The sequence below is a fragment of the Pseudomonas sp. CAU 1711 genome (genome assembly GCF_039888625.1).
Taxonomy (GTDB): Bacteria; Pseudomonadota; Gammaproteobacteria; order Pseudomonadales; family Pseudomonadaceae; genus Aquipseudomonas.
The window spans coordinates 210,778-225,598 of the sequence record NZ_JBDQQT010000006.1 but is presented as its reverse complement, the minus strand read 5'-3'; the positions used below and the strand labels follow the sequence as shown (position 1 = coordinate 225,598).

Annotated in this window: 17 protein-coding genes; 3 read left to right on the top strand and 14 right to left on the bottom strand. The window is 65.9% G+C overall.

Features of this window, described 5'->3' with window-relative positions; translation table 11 throughout:
- Positions 1-17: 17 nt before the first annotated feature.
- The 5 genes from fkpB to murJ all read right to left on the bottom strand — a co-directional run bounded on the left by fkpB (position 18) and on the right by murJ (position 6,352).
- The gene (gene fkpB / locus AAFN46_RS09055; protein WP_347808350.1) at positions 18-455 is read right to left on the bottom strand and encodes an FKBP-type peptidyl-prolyl cis-trans isomerase; all 438 of its coding nucleotides are present in this window, start codon (positions 453-455) and stop codon (positions 18-20) included.
- Positions 448-957: a signal peptidase II gene (gene lspA / locus AAFN46_RS09050; RefSeq protein WP_347808349.1), complete on the bottom strand. Its 510-nt coding sequence runs from the start codon at positions 955-957 to the stop codon at positions 448-450. The genes fkpB and lspA overlap by 8 nt, the downstream gene beginning before the upstream one ends.
- Complete coding sequence (ileS, locus tag AAFN46_RS09045; protein WP_347808348.1) at positions 950-3,781, bottom strand: isoleucine--tRNA ligase; 2,832 nt, start codon at positions 3,779-3,781, stop codon at positions 950-952. Before ileS ends, lspA begins: the two co-directional genes overlap by 8 nt.
- A gap of 14 nt (positions 3,782-3,795) precedes the next feature.
- Positions 3,796-4,734: a bifunctional riboflavin kinase/FAD synthetase gene (gene ribF, locus AAFN46_RS09040; protein WP_347808347.1), complete on the bottom strand. Its 939-nt coding sequence runs from the start codon at positions 4,732-4,734 to the stop codon at positions 3,796-3,798.
- A gap of 73 nt (positions 4,735-4,807) precedes the next feature.
- Positions 4,808-6,352, bottom strand: a complete 1,545-nt coding sequence (gene murJ, locus AAFN46_RS09035; RefSeq protein ID WP_347808346.1) for a murein biosynthesis integral membrane protein MurJ — start codon at positions 6,350-6,352, stop codon at positions 4,808-4,810.
- Positions 6,353-6,515: 163 nt separating this feature from the next.
- On the opposite strand from murJ, the gene rpsT reads away from it, so the two are divergent.
- Complete coding sequence (gene rpsT, locus AAFN46_RS09030; protein WP_347808345.1) at positions 6,516-6,788, top strand: 30S ribosomal protein S20; 273 nt, start codon at positions 6,516-6,518, stop codon at positions 6,786-6,788.
- An 89-nt stretch (positions 6,789-6,877) separates the two neighbouring features.
- Here rpsT and AAFN46_RS09025 read toward each other — a convergent pair whose 3' ends face one another.
- From AAFN46_RS09025 to rplU, 5 genes are all read right to left on the bottom strand, one after another.
- Positions 6,878-7,339: a CreA family protein gene (locus tag AAFN46_RS09025; RefSeq protein WP_347808344.1), complete on the bottom strand. Its 462-nt coding sequence runs from the start codon at positions 7,337-7,339 to the stop codon at positions 6,878-6,880.
- Between the two features lie 12 nt (positions 7,340-7,351).
- On the bottom strand, positions 7,352-8,470 hold the full coding sequence (proB, locus tag AAFN46_RS09020) for a glutamate 5-kinase (RefSeq protein WP_347808343.1): 1,119 nt from the start codon (positions 8,468-8,470) through the stop codon (positions 7,352-7,354).
- Positions 8,471-8,537: 67 nt separating this feature from the next.
- Positions 8,538-9,761 (bottom strand): Obg family GTPase CgtA, encoded by a 1,224-nt coding sequence (gene cgtA, locus AAFN46_RS09015; RefSeq protein ID WP_347808342.1) that lies wholly within the window; start codon positions 9,759-9,761, stop codon positions 8,538-8,540.
- 106 nt (positions 9,762-9,867) lie between these two features.
- Positions 9,868-10,125 carry a 50S ribosomal protein L27 gene (gene rpmA / locus AAFN46_RS09010; RefSeq protein ID WP_347808341.1) on the bottom strand — a complete coding sequence of 86 codons (258 nt, stop codon included), beginning with the start codon at positions 10,123-10,125 and terminating at the stop codon, positions 9,868-9,870.
- A 24-nt stretch (positions 10,126-10,149) separates the two neighbouring features.
- A complete protein-coding gene (gene rplU, locus AAFN46_RS09005) occupies positions 10,150-10,461 on the bottom strand; it encodes a 50S ribosomal protein L21 (protein WP_347808340.1) in 312 nt (103 codons plus the stop codon).
- A gap of 615 nt (positions 10,462-11,076) precedes the next feature.
- On the opposite strand from rplU, the gene AAFN46_RS09000 reads away from it, so the two are divergent.
- Positions 11,077-12,045, top strand: coding sequence for a polyprenyl synthetase family protein (locus AAFN46_RS09000; RefSeq protein ID WP_347808339.1), 969 nt, complete (start codon positions 11,077-11,079; stop codon positions 12,043-12,045).
- Positions 12,046-12,190: 145 nt separating this feature from the next.
- The gene (locus tag AAFN46_RS08995; RefSeq protein WP_347808338.1) at positions 12,191-12,433 is read left to right on the top strand and encodes a hypothetical protein; all 243 of its coding nucleotides are present in this window, start codon (positions 12,191-12,193) and stop codon (positions 12,431-12,433) included.
- 163 nt (positions 12,434-12,596) lie between these two features.
- Here AAFN46_RS08995 and AAFN46_RS08990 read toward each other — a convergent pair whose 3' ends face one another.
- The 4 genes from AAFN46_RS08990 to AAFN46_RS08975 form a co-directional block, all read right to left on the bottom strand.
- Positions 12,597-13,214 carry an FKBP-type peptidyl-prolyl cis-trans isomerase gene (locus AAFN46_RS08990; protein WP_347808337.1) on the bottom strand — a complete coding sequence of 206 codons (618 nt, stop codon included), beginning with the start codon at positions 13,212-13,214 and terminating at the stop codon, positions 12,597-12,599.
- Positions 13,215-13,288: 74 nt separating this feature from the next.
- Entirely contained in the window at positions 13,289-13,543 is a 255-nt protein-coding gene (locus AAFN46_RS08985) for a DUF6482 family protein (RefSeq protein ID WP_347808336.1), read from the bottom strand.
- Between the two features lie 136 nt (positions 13,544-13,679).
- Positions 13,680-14,174: a TIGR00645 family protein gene (locus AAFN46_RS08980; protein ID WP_347808335.1), complete on the bottom strand. Its 495-nt coding sequence runs from the start codon at positions 14,172-14,174 to the stop codon at positions 13,680-13,682.
- Positions 14,175-14,355: 181 nt separating this feature from the next.
- Positions 14,356-14,697, bottom strand: a complete 342-nt coding sequence (locus AAFN46_RS08975; protein ID WP_347808334.1) for a hypothetical protein — start codon at positions 14,695-14,697, stop codon at positions 14,356-14,358.
- Positions 14,698-14,821: the final 124 nt, after the last annotated feature.

Sequence of the window (14,821 nt, the reverse complement as noted above, 5' to 3'; positions counted from 1 at the left end):
CTGAGTGTACGCCCGGATCAGGCCGGGCGTACCTCGATGATTTCCACATCGAAGCTGAGCCGCTTGCCGGCCAGCGGATGGTTGAAGTCGATGGTCACCTGCTGCTCGTCGAAGGCCTTGACCACCCCCGGCAGCTCCGCATTGGCCGCATCGTTGAAGATGATCAGCAGCCCCTCGGACAGCTCCATATCCTGGAACTGGCTGCGCGGCATCAGCTGCACATTCTGCGGGTTGGGCTGGCCGAAGGCGTTCTCCGGCTCGATCTGCAGGCTGCGCTTGTCGCCGGCCTTGAAACCGTAGAGCGCGGCCTCGAAACCCGGCAGCAGGTTGCCATCGCCGACCCTGAAGGTGGCCGGCTGCTTATCGAAAGTGGTATCGACCACATCGCCATTTTCCAGCTTGAGGGCGAAATGCAGGGTGACTTCCTTGTCCGGCCCGACACGCAGATCAGTCATGGGCGGGTTCTCCGGACTTCTTGCTCTTGAACATGTCCAGCGCCAGCATCACGGCGCCGACGGTGATACCGCTATCGGCCAGATTGAAGGCCGGGAAGTAGTAGCGGTTCTGCCAGTGCACCAGGATGAAGTCGACCACATGGCCGAGCACGACACGGTCGTACAGGTTGCCCAGCGCACCACCGAGGACCATGGCCAGGGCAATGGCCAGCCAGGTCTCGTCGGCTTTCAGGCGCTTCATCCACACCACCAGCACGGCGCTGACGCCGATGGCGATGGCGGCGAAGAACCAGCGCTGCCAACCGGACTCGCCGGCCAGGAAACTGAAGGCGGCGCCGCGGTTATAGAGGTGGGTCCAATCGAAATAACCGTCGATCACCACCACCCGCTGGCCATATTCCAGCACCTGCAGCACCACCTGCTTGCTGCCCTGATCGAGCACGAATACCAGCACGGCCAGCCACAACCAGGCCAGACGACCGAAGCGCGAGGCGTCAGACATGCTTGCGCACCTCGCCTTCACCTTCGATGTTGCTGATGCAGCGACCGCACAGCTCCGGGTGGCCGGCATGGCTGCCGACATCCGCCACGAAGTTCCAGCAACGGCCGCACTTGGCATGGGCCGACTTGACGATCTTCAGCTTCAGCCCCGGCACTTCGGTGGCCACCGCATCGGCCGGTGCATCGGCCAACGGCGCGACGCTGGCGGCAGAGGTGATCAGGGCGAAACGCAGCTCGTCGTCGAGCTTGGCCAGGGCCTGCTGCAGCGCCTCGTCGCCATACAGGGTGACCTCGGCCTGCAGGTTGCCGCCGATGGCCTTGCTGTTGCGCAGATTCTCCAGCTCCTTGTTGACCGCGGCGCGCACCTCGCTGAGCTGCTCCCAGTAGGCGCGATCCAGCTCGAAGCCCTGCGGCAGGCGGTCGAGGCCCTCGTACCAGGTATTCAGCATCACCGACTCATTGCGCTCGCCCGGCAGGAACGACCAGATCTCGTCGGCGGTGAAGGCCAGGATCGGCGCAATCCAGCGCACCAGCGCCTCGGCGATATGGTACTGCGCGCTTTGGCAGGAGCGGCGCGCCGCGCTGTCGGCGGCGGTGGTGTACTGACGATCCTTGATCACGTCCAGGTAGAAGCCGCCCAGCTCCTGCACGCAGAAGTTGTGCACCTTGGAGTAGACGTTCCAGAAGCGGTACTCGGCATAGGCCTCGATGATCTCGGCCTGCAGGCGCGCGGCGGCGTCCACCGCCCAGCGGTCGAGGTCGAGCATCTGCGCAGCCGGCAGCAGATCCTTGGCCGGGTCGAAGTCGCCGAGGTTGGCCAGCAGGAAGCGCATGGTGTTGCGGATGCGTCGGTAGGCGTCGGCGCTGCGTTGCAGGATGACCTTGGACACGGCCATCTCGCCGGAGTAGTCGGTGGCCGAGACCCACAGGCGCAGGATATCGGCGCCCAGGCTGTCGGTGACCTCCTGCGGGGCGATCACGTTGCCCAGCGACTTGGACATCTTGCGGCCGTTCTCGTCCACGGTGAAGCCGTGAGTCAGCAGCGCCTTGTAGGGCGCGTGGCCGTCGATGGCGCAGCCGGTCAGCAGGGACGAGTGGAACCAGCCGCGGTGCTGGTCGGAGCCCTCCAGGTAGAGGTCGGCGCGCGGGCCGACTTCGTGGCCCAGCGGGTGCGAGCCGCGCAGCACGTGCCAGTGGGTGGTGCCGGAGTCGAACCAGACGTCCAGGGTGTCGCCGATCTTGTCGTAGTCGGCCGCTTCGCTGCCGAGCAGCTCGGCGGGGTCGAGCTTGAACCAGGCCTCGATGCCCTCGGCCTCGACGCGCTGGGCCACCTGCTCCATCAGCTCGGCCGTGCGCGGGTGCAGCTCGCCCGTGGCCTTGTGCAGGAAGAACGGAATCGGCACGCCCCAGTTGCGCTGGCGCGAGATGCACCAGTCCGGGCGCCCGGCGATCATGCCGTGCAGACGCGCCTGGCCCCAGGCCGGGACGAACTGGGTCTGCTCGATGGCGCTCAGGGCCCGCTGGCGCAGGGTGCTGCCGTCGCTGGCCTGGGTGTCCATGCCGACGAACCACTGTGCAGTGGCACGGTAGATCAGCGGGGTCTTGTGCCGCCAGCAGTGCATGTAGCTGTGCTGGATGCTCTCGTGCTTGAGCAGCGCACCGACTTCGCCGAGCTTCTCGACGATGGCCGGGTTGGCCTTCCAGATAAACTGGCCGCCGAAGAACGGCAGGTCGGCCACGTACACGCCGTTGCTCTGCACCGGGCTGAGGATGTCGTCGTTGTGCATGCCGTACTGCTTGCAGGTACGGAAGTCGTCCTCGCCGTAGGCCGGCGCGGAGTGCACCACGCCGGTACCGGCGCCCAGCTCGACGTACTCGGCCAGGTACACCGGCGAGAAGCGCTGGTACAGCGGATGGCGGAAGCGGATGTGTTCCAGCGCGGCGCCCTGGCAGGTACCCAGCACCTGGCCCTGCAGGCCGTAGCGTTGCAGGCAGGCCTCGACCAGCTCCTCGGCCAGCACCAGCAGGCGCTCGCCGGTGTCGACCAGGGCGTAGTTGAATTCGGGGTGGACGTTCAGCGCCTGGTTGGCCGGAATGGTCCAGGGCGTGGTGGTCCAGATCACGATGGCGGCGGGCTTGCCCAGCTCGCGCAGGCCGAAGGCGGCGGCCAGCTTGGCGGCGTCCTCGACCGGGAAGGCCACGTCGATGGCGTCGGACTTCTTGTCCTGGTACTCCACCTCGGCCTCGGCCAGCGCCGAGCCGCAGTCGAAGCACCAGTTGACCGGCTTCAGGCCCTTGAACACGAAGCCCTGTTTGACCATTTCGGCCAGCGCGCGGATCTCGCCGGCCTCGTTGGCGAAGGCCATGGTCTTGTAGGGGTTGTCCCACTCGCCGAGCACGCCGAGGCGGATGAAGTCGGCCTTCTGCCCCTCGATCTGCTCGCCGGCGTAGCTGCGGCAGCGCTCGCGGGTCTGGTCGGCGGGCTGGTTCTTGCCGAAGGTGGTCTCCACCTTGTGCTCGATCGGCAGACCATGGCAGTCCCAGCCCGGCACGTAGGGAGCGTCGAAGCCGGCCAGGGTCTTGGAACGGACGATCATGTCCTTGAGGATCTTGTTGACCGCGTGACCGATATGGATGTTGCCGTTGGCGTAGGGCGGGCCGTCGTGCAGGATGAACTTCGGCCGGTTCGCGCCGATCTCCCGCAGCTTCTGGTACAGGCCGATGCTGTCCCAGCGCGCCAGGGTCTGCGGCTCGCGCTGCGGCAGGCCGGCTTTCATCGGGAAGGCAGTATCCGGGAGGTTCAGCGTGGCTTTGTAGTCGGTCATCTCAGGCTCTTCGATCAGTCAAGCGGTTGGCCAAGCCAGTAGGCCCGGGCGGCGGCGACATCCGCGTCTATCGCCGTCTTCAGCGCCTCCAGGGAGGCGAATCGCTGCTCGTCGCGCAGCTTGTGGTGGAACTCCACCCTCAGGCGCTGGCCATACAGGTCGCCAGCGTATTCCAGCAGATGCACTTCCAGGTGCGGGCTGCCGTCCCCTGCTACCGTCGGGCGCTGGCCGATATTGGCCACGCCATGCAGGCGCCGTCCCTGGTGCAGCGAACTGACCAGGAACACGCCCTGCAGCGGCGGCTTGCGCCGCTTGAGCTGCACGTTGGCGGTCGGCGTGCCGAGCTGGCGCGCCAGCTTCTGCCCGTGCAGCACGCGCCCGACCAGCGCGTAGGGCCGCCCAAGCAGGCGCTCGGCCAGTTCCAGCTCGCCGGCCTGCAGGGCCTGGCGCACGCGGGTGCTGCTGATGCGCTCGCCATCCAGCTCGACGGTCAGCGCGGCTTCGACGCTGAAGCCCTGCTGCGCGCCGGCCTGCACCAGGAAGTCGAAATCGCCACTGCGCCCGGCGCCGAAGCGGAAGTCGTCGCCGACCTCCAGGTGCTGCACGCGCAGGCCCTCGACCAGCACCTGACGGACGAACTCGGCGGCCGACAATTCGCGCAGGCGCCGATTGAAGGCCAGGCACAGGACCAGATCGACGCCCTCACCGGCCAGCAACTCGAGCTTCTCGCGCAGACGGGTCAGCCGTGCCGGCGCCGTGTCCGGGGCGAAGAACTCGCGCGGCTGCGGCTCGAAGATCACCACGCAGCTGGGCACGCCCAGCTCGAGCGAACGCTCGCGCAGGCGCGCCAGAATGGCCTGATGGCCGCGGTGCACCCCATCGAAGTTACCGATGGTGGCAACGCAGCCCCGGCTCAACGGACGCAGATTGTGAAGACCTCGGACCAGCTGCATAGCATGCTACTTGCTTACAAAGTGGTCGATTATACGCACAGGCGCCCGCCGGCGACAGGCGAAGCCATCGCCATCAGCGCACCGAGCGACGGGCGAAATCCCGCGGACGGAAGCCGAGCAGTGCGAGCATGGCGAAATAGGTCAGCGCTCCGGCACTGACCAGCACGCCGAGGCGCAGCAGCCGCCAGGGCATGTCGCCCTCGCCCCAGGCCGGCATCTGCGCCATCACCAGCAGCAGAACCCCGGCCATCGCCGCCACGGCCAGCAGCAGCTTGGCGAGGAACTTCGCCCAGCCCGGCTGCGGCAGGTACATGCGCCGCTGCCGCAACTGCCAGTAGAGCAGGCCGGCGTTGAGGCAGGCCGCCAGGCTGATCGCCAGCGCCAGGCCGGCGTGGCGCAGATCGAGGACGAAGACGAACAGGGCGTTCATCGCCTGGGTCGCCAGCAGGCTGACGATGGCGATGCGCACCGGTGTCTTGATGTTCTGCTGAGCATAGAAGCCGGGCGCGAGGATCTTCACCAGGATCAGCGCCAGCAGGCCGACCGAGTAGGCCACCAGCGCCTGCTCGGTCATCTGCGCGTCGTGGGCGGTGAACTTGCCGTACTGGAACAGCGAGACGATCAAGGGTTCGGCGATCAGCGCCAGCGCCAGTGTGCAGGGCAGCGCCAGCAGGAAACACAGACGCAGGCCCCAGTCGAGCAGCCGCGAGTATTCCTCGCGATCGGCGCTGGCATAGGTCTTGGCCAGCGCCGGCAGCAGGATGGTACCCAGGGCCACGCCGAGCACCCCGGAAGGCAGCTCCATCAGGCGGTCGGCGTAGTACATCCAGGACACCGAGCCGGCGACCAGCAGGGAGGCGAACACGGTGTTGATGATCAGCGAGATCTGACTCACCGAAACGCCGAAGATCGCCGGCCCCATCTGCTTGAGCACCCGCCACACGCCGCTGTCGCGCAGGTTGAGACGCGGCAGCACCAGCATGCCGATGCGTTTTAGCGCCGGCAGCTGCCAGAGCAGCTGGGCCAGGCCGCCGACCAGCACCGCCCAGCCGAGGGCCATGATCGGCGGGTCGAAATAGGGCGCCAGCCAAACCATGAACACGATCATGCTGAGATTGAGCAGGGTCGGCACGAAGGCCGGCACCGAGAAACGGTTCCAGGTATTGAGCACCGCACCGGCCAGCGATGACAGCGAGATCAACAGGATGTAGGGAAAGGTCACCCGCAACAGATCGACAGTCAGGGCGAAACGCTCGGGCTCGTCGACGAAGCCCGGCGCGCTGATCCAGACGATCCAGGGCGCGGCGAGGATGCCGAGCAGACTGACCAGCGCCAGCACCAGGGTCAGCAGGCCGGCGACGTAGGCCAGGAAGGTGCGGCTGGCCTCCTCGCCCTGCTGGGTCTTGTATTCCGCCAGGATCGGCACGAAGGCCTGGGAGAAGGCGCCCTCGGCGAAGATGCGGCGTAGCAGGTTGGGTAGCTTGAAGGCGACGACGAAGGCGTCGGAAGCCGCGCCGGCGCCGAAGACGCGCGCGATCAGAGTGTCGCGAACGAAGCCCAGCACGCGCGAGAGCATGGTCAGAGAGCTGACGGCGGCCAGGGATTTGAGCAGGTTCATGCGGTGCCGGAAGCGGGAGGAGAAAGGTCGAGGAGTGTAACCAGCCGCCGCTGGTCAGGCCAGCAGATCGCGGCGCCGACGCACTTGACATAGCCTTCGCGCGCCGGCATGATTCGCGGCCTTAATTTGTTTGCTATCCCCCCAGTTTTCGAGGAGCTTGACGGTGGCCAATACACCTTCTGCCAAAAAACGCGCAAAACAGGCTGAGAAGCGTCGTAGCCATAACGCCAGCCTGCGCTCCATGGTTCGTACCTACATCAAGAACGTGGTCAAGGCTATCGACGCCAAGGACCTCGCCAAGGCGCAGGCCGCCTACACCCTGGCCGTTCCGGTCATCGACCGCATGGCCGACAAGGGCATCATCCACAAGAACAAGGCCGCTCGTCACAAGAGCCGCCTGAACGGCCACATCAAGGCGATGGCTACCGCCGCCTGATTGGTTGTGTTCTTGAAAAACCGGCCCCAGGGCCGGTTTTTTATTGCCCGCAGAAACACGAGAGCGGAGTCTGCCCCCGACTTCTCGACCTAGCGAACCGGCCAGGGCAGGATCGGAATGGCCGTCACCGCATTCTGCGGACTGCCCTCGATCACCCGGTCGCTGTACACCAGATAGACCAGGGTATTGCGCTGGCGATCGAAGAAGCGCACCACCTGCATGGTCTTGAACACCAGCGAAGTGCGCTCGCGGAACACCTCCTCGCCATCCTTGAGCTCACCACTGAAACGCACAGGCCCGACCTGACGACAGGCGATGGAGGCCTCGGCACGATCCTCAGCCAGCCCCAGGCCGCCCTTGACGCCGCCGGTCTTGGCCCGCGACAGGTAGCAGGTCACCCCTTCCACCTTGGGATCATCGAAGGCCTCGACCACTATCTTGTCGTTCGGTCCGAACCACTTGAACACGGTGGAAACCTCGCCGATCTGCTCCGCCCGCGCCAGCAGCGGCAGTGCCACGCACAGGCCCAGCAATCCCTTGGTGATGCGCATCGCGCCCTCCCGTCAGACCAGAATCAGATTATCCCGATGCACCAACTCCGGCTCATCGACGTAGCCGAGCAGCTTCTCGATGGCATCGGAGGGCCGACCGACTATCTTCTGCGCCTCCAGGGCACTGTAGTTGGCCAGGCCGCGCGCGATCTCGCGCCCGTCGGGCGCGACGCAGACCACCATCTCGCCACGGCGGAAACTGCCGCGCACCTCGCGCACGCCGACCGGCAGCAGACTCTTGCGATCGACGGTCAGTGCCTTGACCGCACCGGCATCCAGCACCAGGGTGCCGCGCGTCTGCAGATGCCCGGCCAGCCACTGCTTGCGCGCCGCCAGCAGGCCACGCTCGGGCGCCAGCAGGGTGCCCAGGCGCTCGCCCGCCTTGAGCCGGTCCAGCACGCGCTCGATGCGCCCACCGACGATGATAGTGTGCGCACCGGAGCGCGCCGCCAGGCGCGCCGCGCGCAGCTTGGTCTGCATGCCACCGCGCCCCAGGGCGCCGCCGGTACCGCCGGCCACCGAGTCCAGGGACGGATCGTCGGCGCGCGCCTCGCAGATCAGCTGGGCATCGGGGTTGCTGCGCGGATCGGCATCGAACATGCCGTCACGATCGGTGAGGATCACCAGCAGGTCGGCCTCGACCAGGTTGGCCACCAGCGCCGCCAGGGTGTCGTTGTCGCCGAAGCGGATCTCGTCGGTGACCACGGTGTCGTTCTCGTTGATCACCGGGATCACGCCGAGGTCGACCAGGGTACGCAGGGTGCTGCGGGCGTTCAGGTAGCGCTTGCGGTCGGACAGGTCGTCGTGGGTCAGCAGCACCTGGGCGGTATGCCCACCGTGCACGGCGAAACTCGACTCCCAGGCCTGCACCAGCCCCATCTGCCCCACCGCGGCGGCAGCCTGCAGCTCGTGAATGGCGCTCGGTCGCGCAGCCCAGCCGAGGCGACTCATGCCCGCCGCCACCGCACCGGACGACACCAGCACCAGCTCCACCCCCGCCTCGCGCAGGGCCATCATCTGCTCGACCCATACCGCCATGGCGGAACGGTCCAGGCCACGCCCATCGGCAGTCAGCAGCGCGCTACCGATCTTCACCACCCAGCGCCGCGCGCCGGTCACCTTGTCCCGCATGATGCCCTCTGCATTCAAGCCACTCGGCACAACGCCGCTGAAAAGCGGCGCTGCACGATACCCAGTCTCAGTCCCGGACGTAAATGATCTCGGGACCGTCTTCGTCATCGTCGAAGTCGTCCCAGTCATCGTCGTCGCCCACATCGTCGACGCTCTTCAGCCCCGCCTTGCGCAGGGCGCGCTTGTCGTCCAGCGCCTGCAGACGGGCGCGCGCCTCGTCCTCGATGCGCCGATCCAGCTCGGCCAGCTCGGCGGCGTATTCCTCGTCTTCCTCGATGCGCTCGGCGCGCTCGTCCATGTAGCGCATGATGGCCTGACTCAGCGCCTCGGTACCCTCGCGCTCCAGGGCGGAGATGACGAACACCGGCCCCTGCCACTCCAGACGCTCGACCACCGCGCGCATGCGCTCCTCGCGCTCGTCATCGAGCAGCTGATCGGCCTTGTTCAGCACCAGCCAGCGCTCGCGCTCGGCCAGCGCCGGACTGAACTTCTCCAGCTCGCGAATGATGACTTCGGCCGCCTCGGCCGGGTCGCTCTCGTCCAGCGGCGCCATATCGACCAGGTGCAGCAGCAGGCGGGTACGCGCCAGGTGCTTGAGGAAGCGAATACCCAGGCCAGCGCCCTCGGAAGCGCCCTCGATCAGACCAGGAATATCGGCGATGACGAAGCTCTTGTAGCGCCCGACACTGACCACCCCCAGGTTCGGCACCAGAGTGGTGAAGGGATAGTCGGCGACTTTCGGCTTGGCCGCGGACACCGAGCGAATGAAAGTGCTCTTGCCGGCATTTGGCAGACCGAGCAGGCCGACGTCGGCCAGCACCTTGAGCTCCAGCTTGAGATCGCGCTGCTCGCCCGGCTTGCCCGGCGTAGTCTGGCGCGGCGCGCGGTTGGTGCTGGACTTGAAGCGGGTGTTGCCCAGGCCGTGCCAGCCGCCCTGGGCCACCATCAAGCGCTGACCGGCACGGGTCAGGTCGCCGATCACCTCCTGGGTGGCGGCATCGATCACAGTGGTGCCGACCGGCACCGGCAGGATCAGGTCCTCGCCCTTGGCCCCGGTGCACTCGGTGCTGCCGCCCTTCTCGCCATTCTGCGCCTGGAAACGGCGGGTATAGCGATAGTCCACCAGGGTGTTGAGGTTCTCGTCGGCCTCGAGGAACACCGAGCCGCCGTCGCCGCCGTCGCCGCCGTTGGGGCCACCCTTCTCGATGAACTTCTCCCGGCGGAAGCTCATCATGCCGTTACCGCCGTCGCCGGCCTTTACAAATATCGAAACTTCGTCGACGAATTTCATTGGGTTGCCTCCCACCGCGACGGCGGGCCAGTTAACTCAGGAATACAGGATACACAGAAACAAAAAAGCCCCGTCGCGAGACAGGGCTTTTTCCGCAAGCGCGACCTTAGGCGGTCACGATGCTCACGTAACGGCGGTTGAACTCGCCCTTCACGTCGAACTTGATCACGCCGTCCACTTTCGCGAACAGGGTGTGATCCTTGCCCATGCCAACGCCGTAGCCGGCGTGGAACTGGGTGCCGCGCTGACGCACGATGATGTTGCCGGCCTTGATGGCCTGGCCGCCGTACATCTTCACGCCAAGGCGTTTACTTTCGGAATCGCGGCCGTTACGAGTACTACCGCCAGCTTTTTTGTGTGCCATGAGTCATAGCCTCCTAAAAGGGGATCAGGCCTGGATGCCGGTGATCTTGATTTCGGTGAACCACTGACGGTGGCCCTGACGCTTCATGTGGTGCTTACGACGGCGGAACTTGATGATGGTCACTTTGTCGTGACGGCCCTGACCGATCACCTCGGCGACGACCTTGGCACCATCGACCACCGGAGCGCCGATTTTCACGTCGTCACCGTTACCGACCAGCAGAACGCGGTCGAAGGTCACGGATTCGCCGGTGGCGACTTCCAGCTTCTCGACCTTGAGGAATTCACCTTCGGCGACCTTGTATTGCTTGCCACCGGTAACAATTACTGCGTACATGGATTTTTCTCCGTTAAACCTGCTCACCCGACTCTTTATGGGAAGAGTTATTGGCCGGCATGGCTGCATGGGGCCGGAACTGACGCCCGTGCAATTGCGTAAGGCAGGGAGTTGCCCATAGAAGTTTGGGGCCGCGATTGTACGGAAAGGCGCCCCCCGAGGCAAGCCCCGCCAGGCCTCGCCTTGACAGCCCCTACCCTGCCCGCAGGGTCTGTTACCGCTTCGGCACGACCGCGACGGAGCCAGTTTTTGCGTGGAGCTAGGCCGAGCCCGCTCCCGGCTGGCTACGGCATTCACTCCATCCCTGGAGATCGCGCGAGACGCGAAGTTTGGTCGTCCAAATGAGCCGTCGAGTAACGACGTTCCGCGCAAAAACTGGCCCGTCCCTTCGGGTTGCGCGGAAAATCTCGCCATGCGTCGTTGCGGGCCTTGGCAAGGGATCACCATTGCCTGCGTCCCGCGCCTAGCCTGGCGAGATTTTGCGCTGCAACGCGGCTTGCGCCGAAACGGCAACAGACCCTAACATGCCGCGCAGCCCGGTCCGGCCCTGCCCGACCGGCCATTTCGCCGCCTCCGCCCGGGAGTGCCGGCCCGATCCAGGAGCCCCCGTCACCGATGCAACCCCAGGCCTTCCAAAGCGTGGTCGCGGACGATTTCGCCGCCGTCGACGGCATCATCCGCCAACAGCTGAAGTCCCGCGTGCCCCTGGTGGAAAAGATCGGCGACTACATCATCTCCGCCGGCGGCAAGCGCCTGCGCCCGCTGCTGGTGCTGCTCAGCGGCAAGGCCCTGGGCCATCAGACCGACGACCTGCGCCTGCTGGCCGCCACCATCGAGTTCCTGCACACCGCCACCCTGCTGCATGACGACGTGGTCGACATGTCCGGCATGCGCCGTGGCCGCGCCACCGCCAACGCCCAGTGGGGCAACGCGCCGAGCGTGCTGGTCGGCGACTTCCTCTATTCGCGCTCCTTCGAGATGATGGTCGAGCTCGGCTCCATGCCGGTGATGAAGATCCTCTCCCACGCCACCCGGGTGATTGCCGAGGGCGAGGTGCTGCAGCTGTCCAAGGTGCGCGATGCCAGCACCACCGAGGAGACCTATATGGAGGTCATCCGCGGCAAGACCGCCATGCTGTTCGAGGCCTCGACCCATAGCGCCGCAGCGCTCGCTGGAGCCTCAGAGCCCCAGCGCGAGGCCCTGCAGCGCTTCGGCGATCACCTCGGCATCGCCTTCCAACTGGTCGACGACCTGCTCGACTATCAGGGCGATGCCGCCACCCTGGGCAAGAACGTCGGCGACGACCTGGCCGAAGGCAAGCCGACCCTGCCGCTGATCCATACCATGCGCGAAGGCACTGCCGAACAGGCCGCCCTGGTGCGCAGTGCCATTCAGAAAGGCGGCATCGAGGATCTGGAAAGCATCCGCGCCGCCGTGCAGGCCTCGGGCGCCCTGGACTACACCGCGCGCCTGGCCCGCGAGCACGCCGAACGAGCCATCGCCTGCCTCGACGCCCTGCCGGACAATGTCTACCGCGACGCGTTGGTCGAGCTGAGCCGCTTCTCCGTCGCCCGTACCCACTGAGGCAATAGCCAGACAGCCCGAGAGCCCGTCCACGTGACGGGCTTTTCGTTTTAGCCAAAGCAATGGACGATTGGTGCTTGCTATTTATGTAATAGGAATTATTCTCATTCCTTGTGAGTTGCCCCGCATTCAAAGGAGATGAGCCGTGACTTATCTGATCGACGCCTGGCTGGATCGCCCCCACCCCTACCTGCGCATCCTCAACCGCGAGACCGGCGAGGTCTGCGCCGTGCTGCACGAAGACGCCCTCTGCGAACTGCGCGAGCAGGGCGATCTGGACCTGCACGACTTCGGCTCCAGCGAGCCGGGGGTATTGAAGGAGCTGGTGCGGGGTCTGTTCCTGTTCTGCTATGCGCGGGCCTTGCGCCCGCAGGGCGAAGCCCACTGAACCCGACAAGACGGCACCGCGGAGCGGACCAACGGCGACCCGCTGCGGCCGGAACGCGTCGACAAAGGAAGGATCGACGGCATGGCCCAGGGCCATGCGCGAGGGCAAAGAGGCCCTCGCCGGTGCCCGCCGCGCTCAGGACGAGCACGGCGGGCATCACTTCTTACAGAATCTCGAGCAGCTCGACGTCGAACACCAGCACGCTGTGCGGCGGGATGCTGCCGACGGCCTGGCCGCCATAGGCCAGCTCGCTCGGTACATGCAGGCGCCACTTGCTGCCGGCGTTCATCAGCTGCAGGGCCTCGACCCAGCCGGCGATCACGCCGCCGACCGGGAATTCGGCCGGCTGGCCGCGATCGTAGGAGCTGTCGAACACGGTACCGTCGATCAGGGTGCCGTGGTAGTGGGTGCGCACATGGTCGTCACGCGACGGCTTGGCGCCCTCGCCCGCCACCAGCACCTCGTACTGCAGGCCGGAGTCCAGCACGGTCACACCCTCGCGCTTGGCGTTCTGCGCCAGGTACTCGCGACCGGCACCGGCGGCGGCCTCGGCCTTGGCCGCGGCTTCGGCCTGCATGATTTCGCGGATCACGCGGAAGCTGGCGTTCAGCGCCTCGGCGGACACCTGGCTCGGCTTGCCGGCGAAGGCGTCGCGCAGGCCGGCGACTATGGCCTCCAGGCTGGCGCCGGGCGGCGGGTTGTCGCGCAGTTGGTCGCCCAGCTGGCGGCCGATGCCATAGCTGACGCGCGTTTCGTCGGTGGACAGATTGAGTTCGGACATGGCCGGGCTCCACTAGGGTCGAAAAGGCCGGCAAGCCTAACACAGCCATTTGCCCCACGCGCCCTCGGCCAGCGCTAGTGCAGCCTGCCCGCCCCGCACATCTCGTCCTGCACGCCATCCTGCACCAGGCTGAAGGGCAGGCCGTGCAGCAACTCGCGCGCATGCTCCAGCGAGCGCGGCTGCAGGGGCGCGCCCCGCTCGTCCTCGACCGGCTGCATGAGCCCGTCGACGCGGGCCTCCAGCAGATAGATGCCGCCCTCCAGGGAGATCAGGTGCAGCGCCTCCAGGCGGCCGGCCTGGGCATGGGAAGTCAGATCATGGAGCCTCATGGGACACCTCGCTCGCCTCTGCGATTGCGTCTTCGACCCGTACAGTTTTTGAGCTGAACGAGGGAGGCACAAGGCAGAAACGCGACCGCCCGTCCGTTTCCCAACGGCCGGGCGGCGAAGAAGGCGCGGGAGGCGATCAGTGATCGTGCTTGGTCAGCTTGTCCAGATAGCCCATGGCGAAGGCCGAGGCGACGAAGGTCATGTGGATGATCACGTACCACTTCAGATGTTCCGGCTGGATGTTCTGCGCATCCATGAAGATCTTCAGCAGGTGGATGGAGGAGATCGCCACGATGGAGGCCGCCACCTTCATCTTCAGTGAACCGGAGTCCATCTTGCCCAGCCAGCTGAGCTTCTCCTTGCTGTCGTCGATATCCAGCTGGGACACGAAGTTCTCGTAGCCGGAGATCATCACCATCACCAGCAGGCCGCCGACCAGGGCCATATCGATCAACGACAGCAGCACCAGGATCAGGTCGGCCTCGGCCTTCTCGAACACATGCGGCAGGATGTGAAAGATTTCCTGGAAGAACTTCAGCGCCAGGGCCAGCAGGGCCAGGGACAGACCGAAGTAGATGGGGGCCAGCAGCCAGCGCGAGGCGTACATCGCGTTCTCGATAAAGCGTTCCATGGGATCTCGCCGAGTGGAAAAAACTGGCCGCGAGTATACCCAGCCAGGCCTCGCGGGCAAGGCGACAAGCTTTGCCGCGTTTTTATCCCCGGCATCTGTGGATAACCCTGTGCGCAGGGCCTGGAAGAACGCGTGAGCGCCCGGAGAAACGGGGCCGCACAACGGATTGGGCAGAAAGCGCTCAGCTCTCCGGACCGAACTGGCAGCTGCCGAGATGGCGGCAGCCCTCGCCGTTCAAGCGGCGCAGCTCGGCCTGCAGGTGCAGGCGCCAGATCATCGGTTCGTCACAGGGCGCATAGCCCTGCACGGCCAGACACTGAGCGATCGAATCGAGCACCGCCTCGGCCACGAAAGGCCCGTGGAACGGGCCCTGGGCCTTGATCGCCGAAGGCTGGGCGGCGGACATGCCGGCGGCACAGAGGAGAACCCAGAGCCCCCGCCCATCGGCCAACGGACGAAGCTCGCACTCGATGCGGGTGGTCAGGCCGAGGCACTGACGGGTAAGGCAGAGGCTGCGCGGCATAACGGCGATCCTCGCATGGTCTGGCTTCCAGCCTACACCCCGGCGGCGCGCTTCGGGAAGGTAAAAGTTATCCCCGCACACTGTGGATAACTCTGTGAATGAAGCGTGGGATAACCCGCGACGG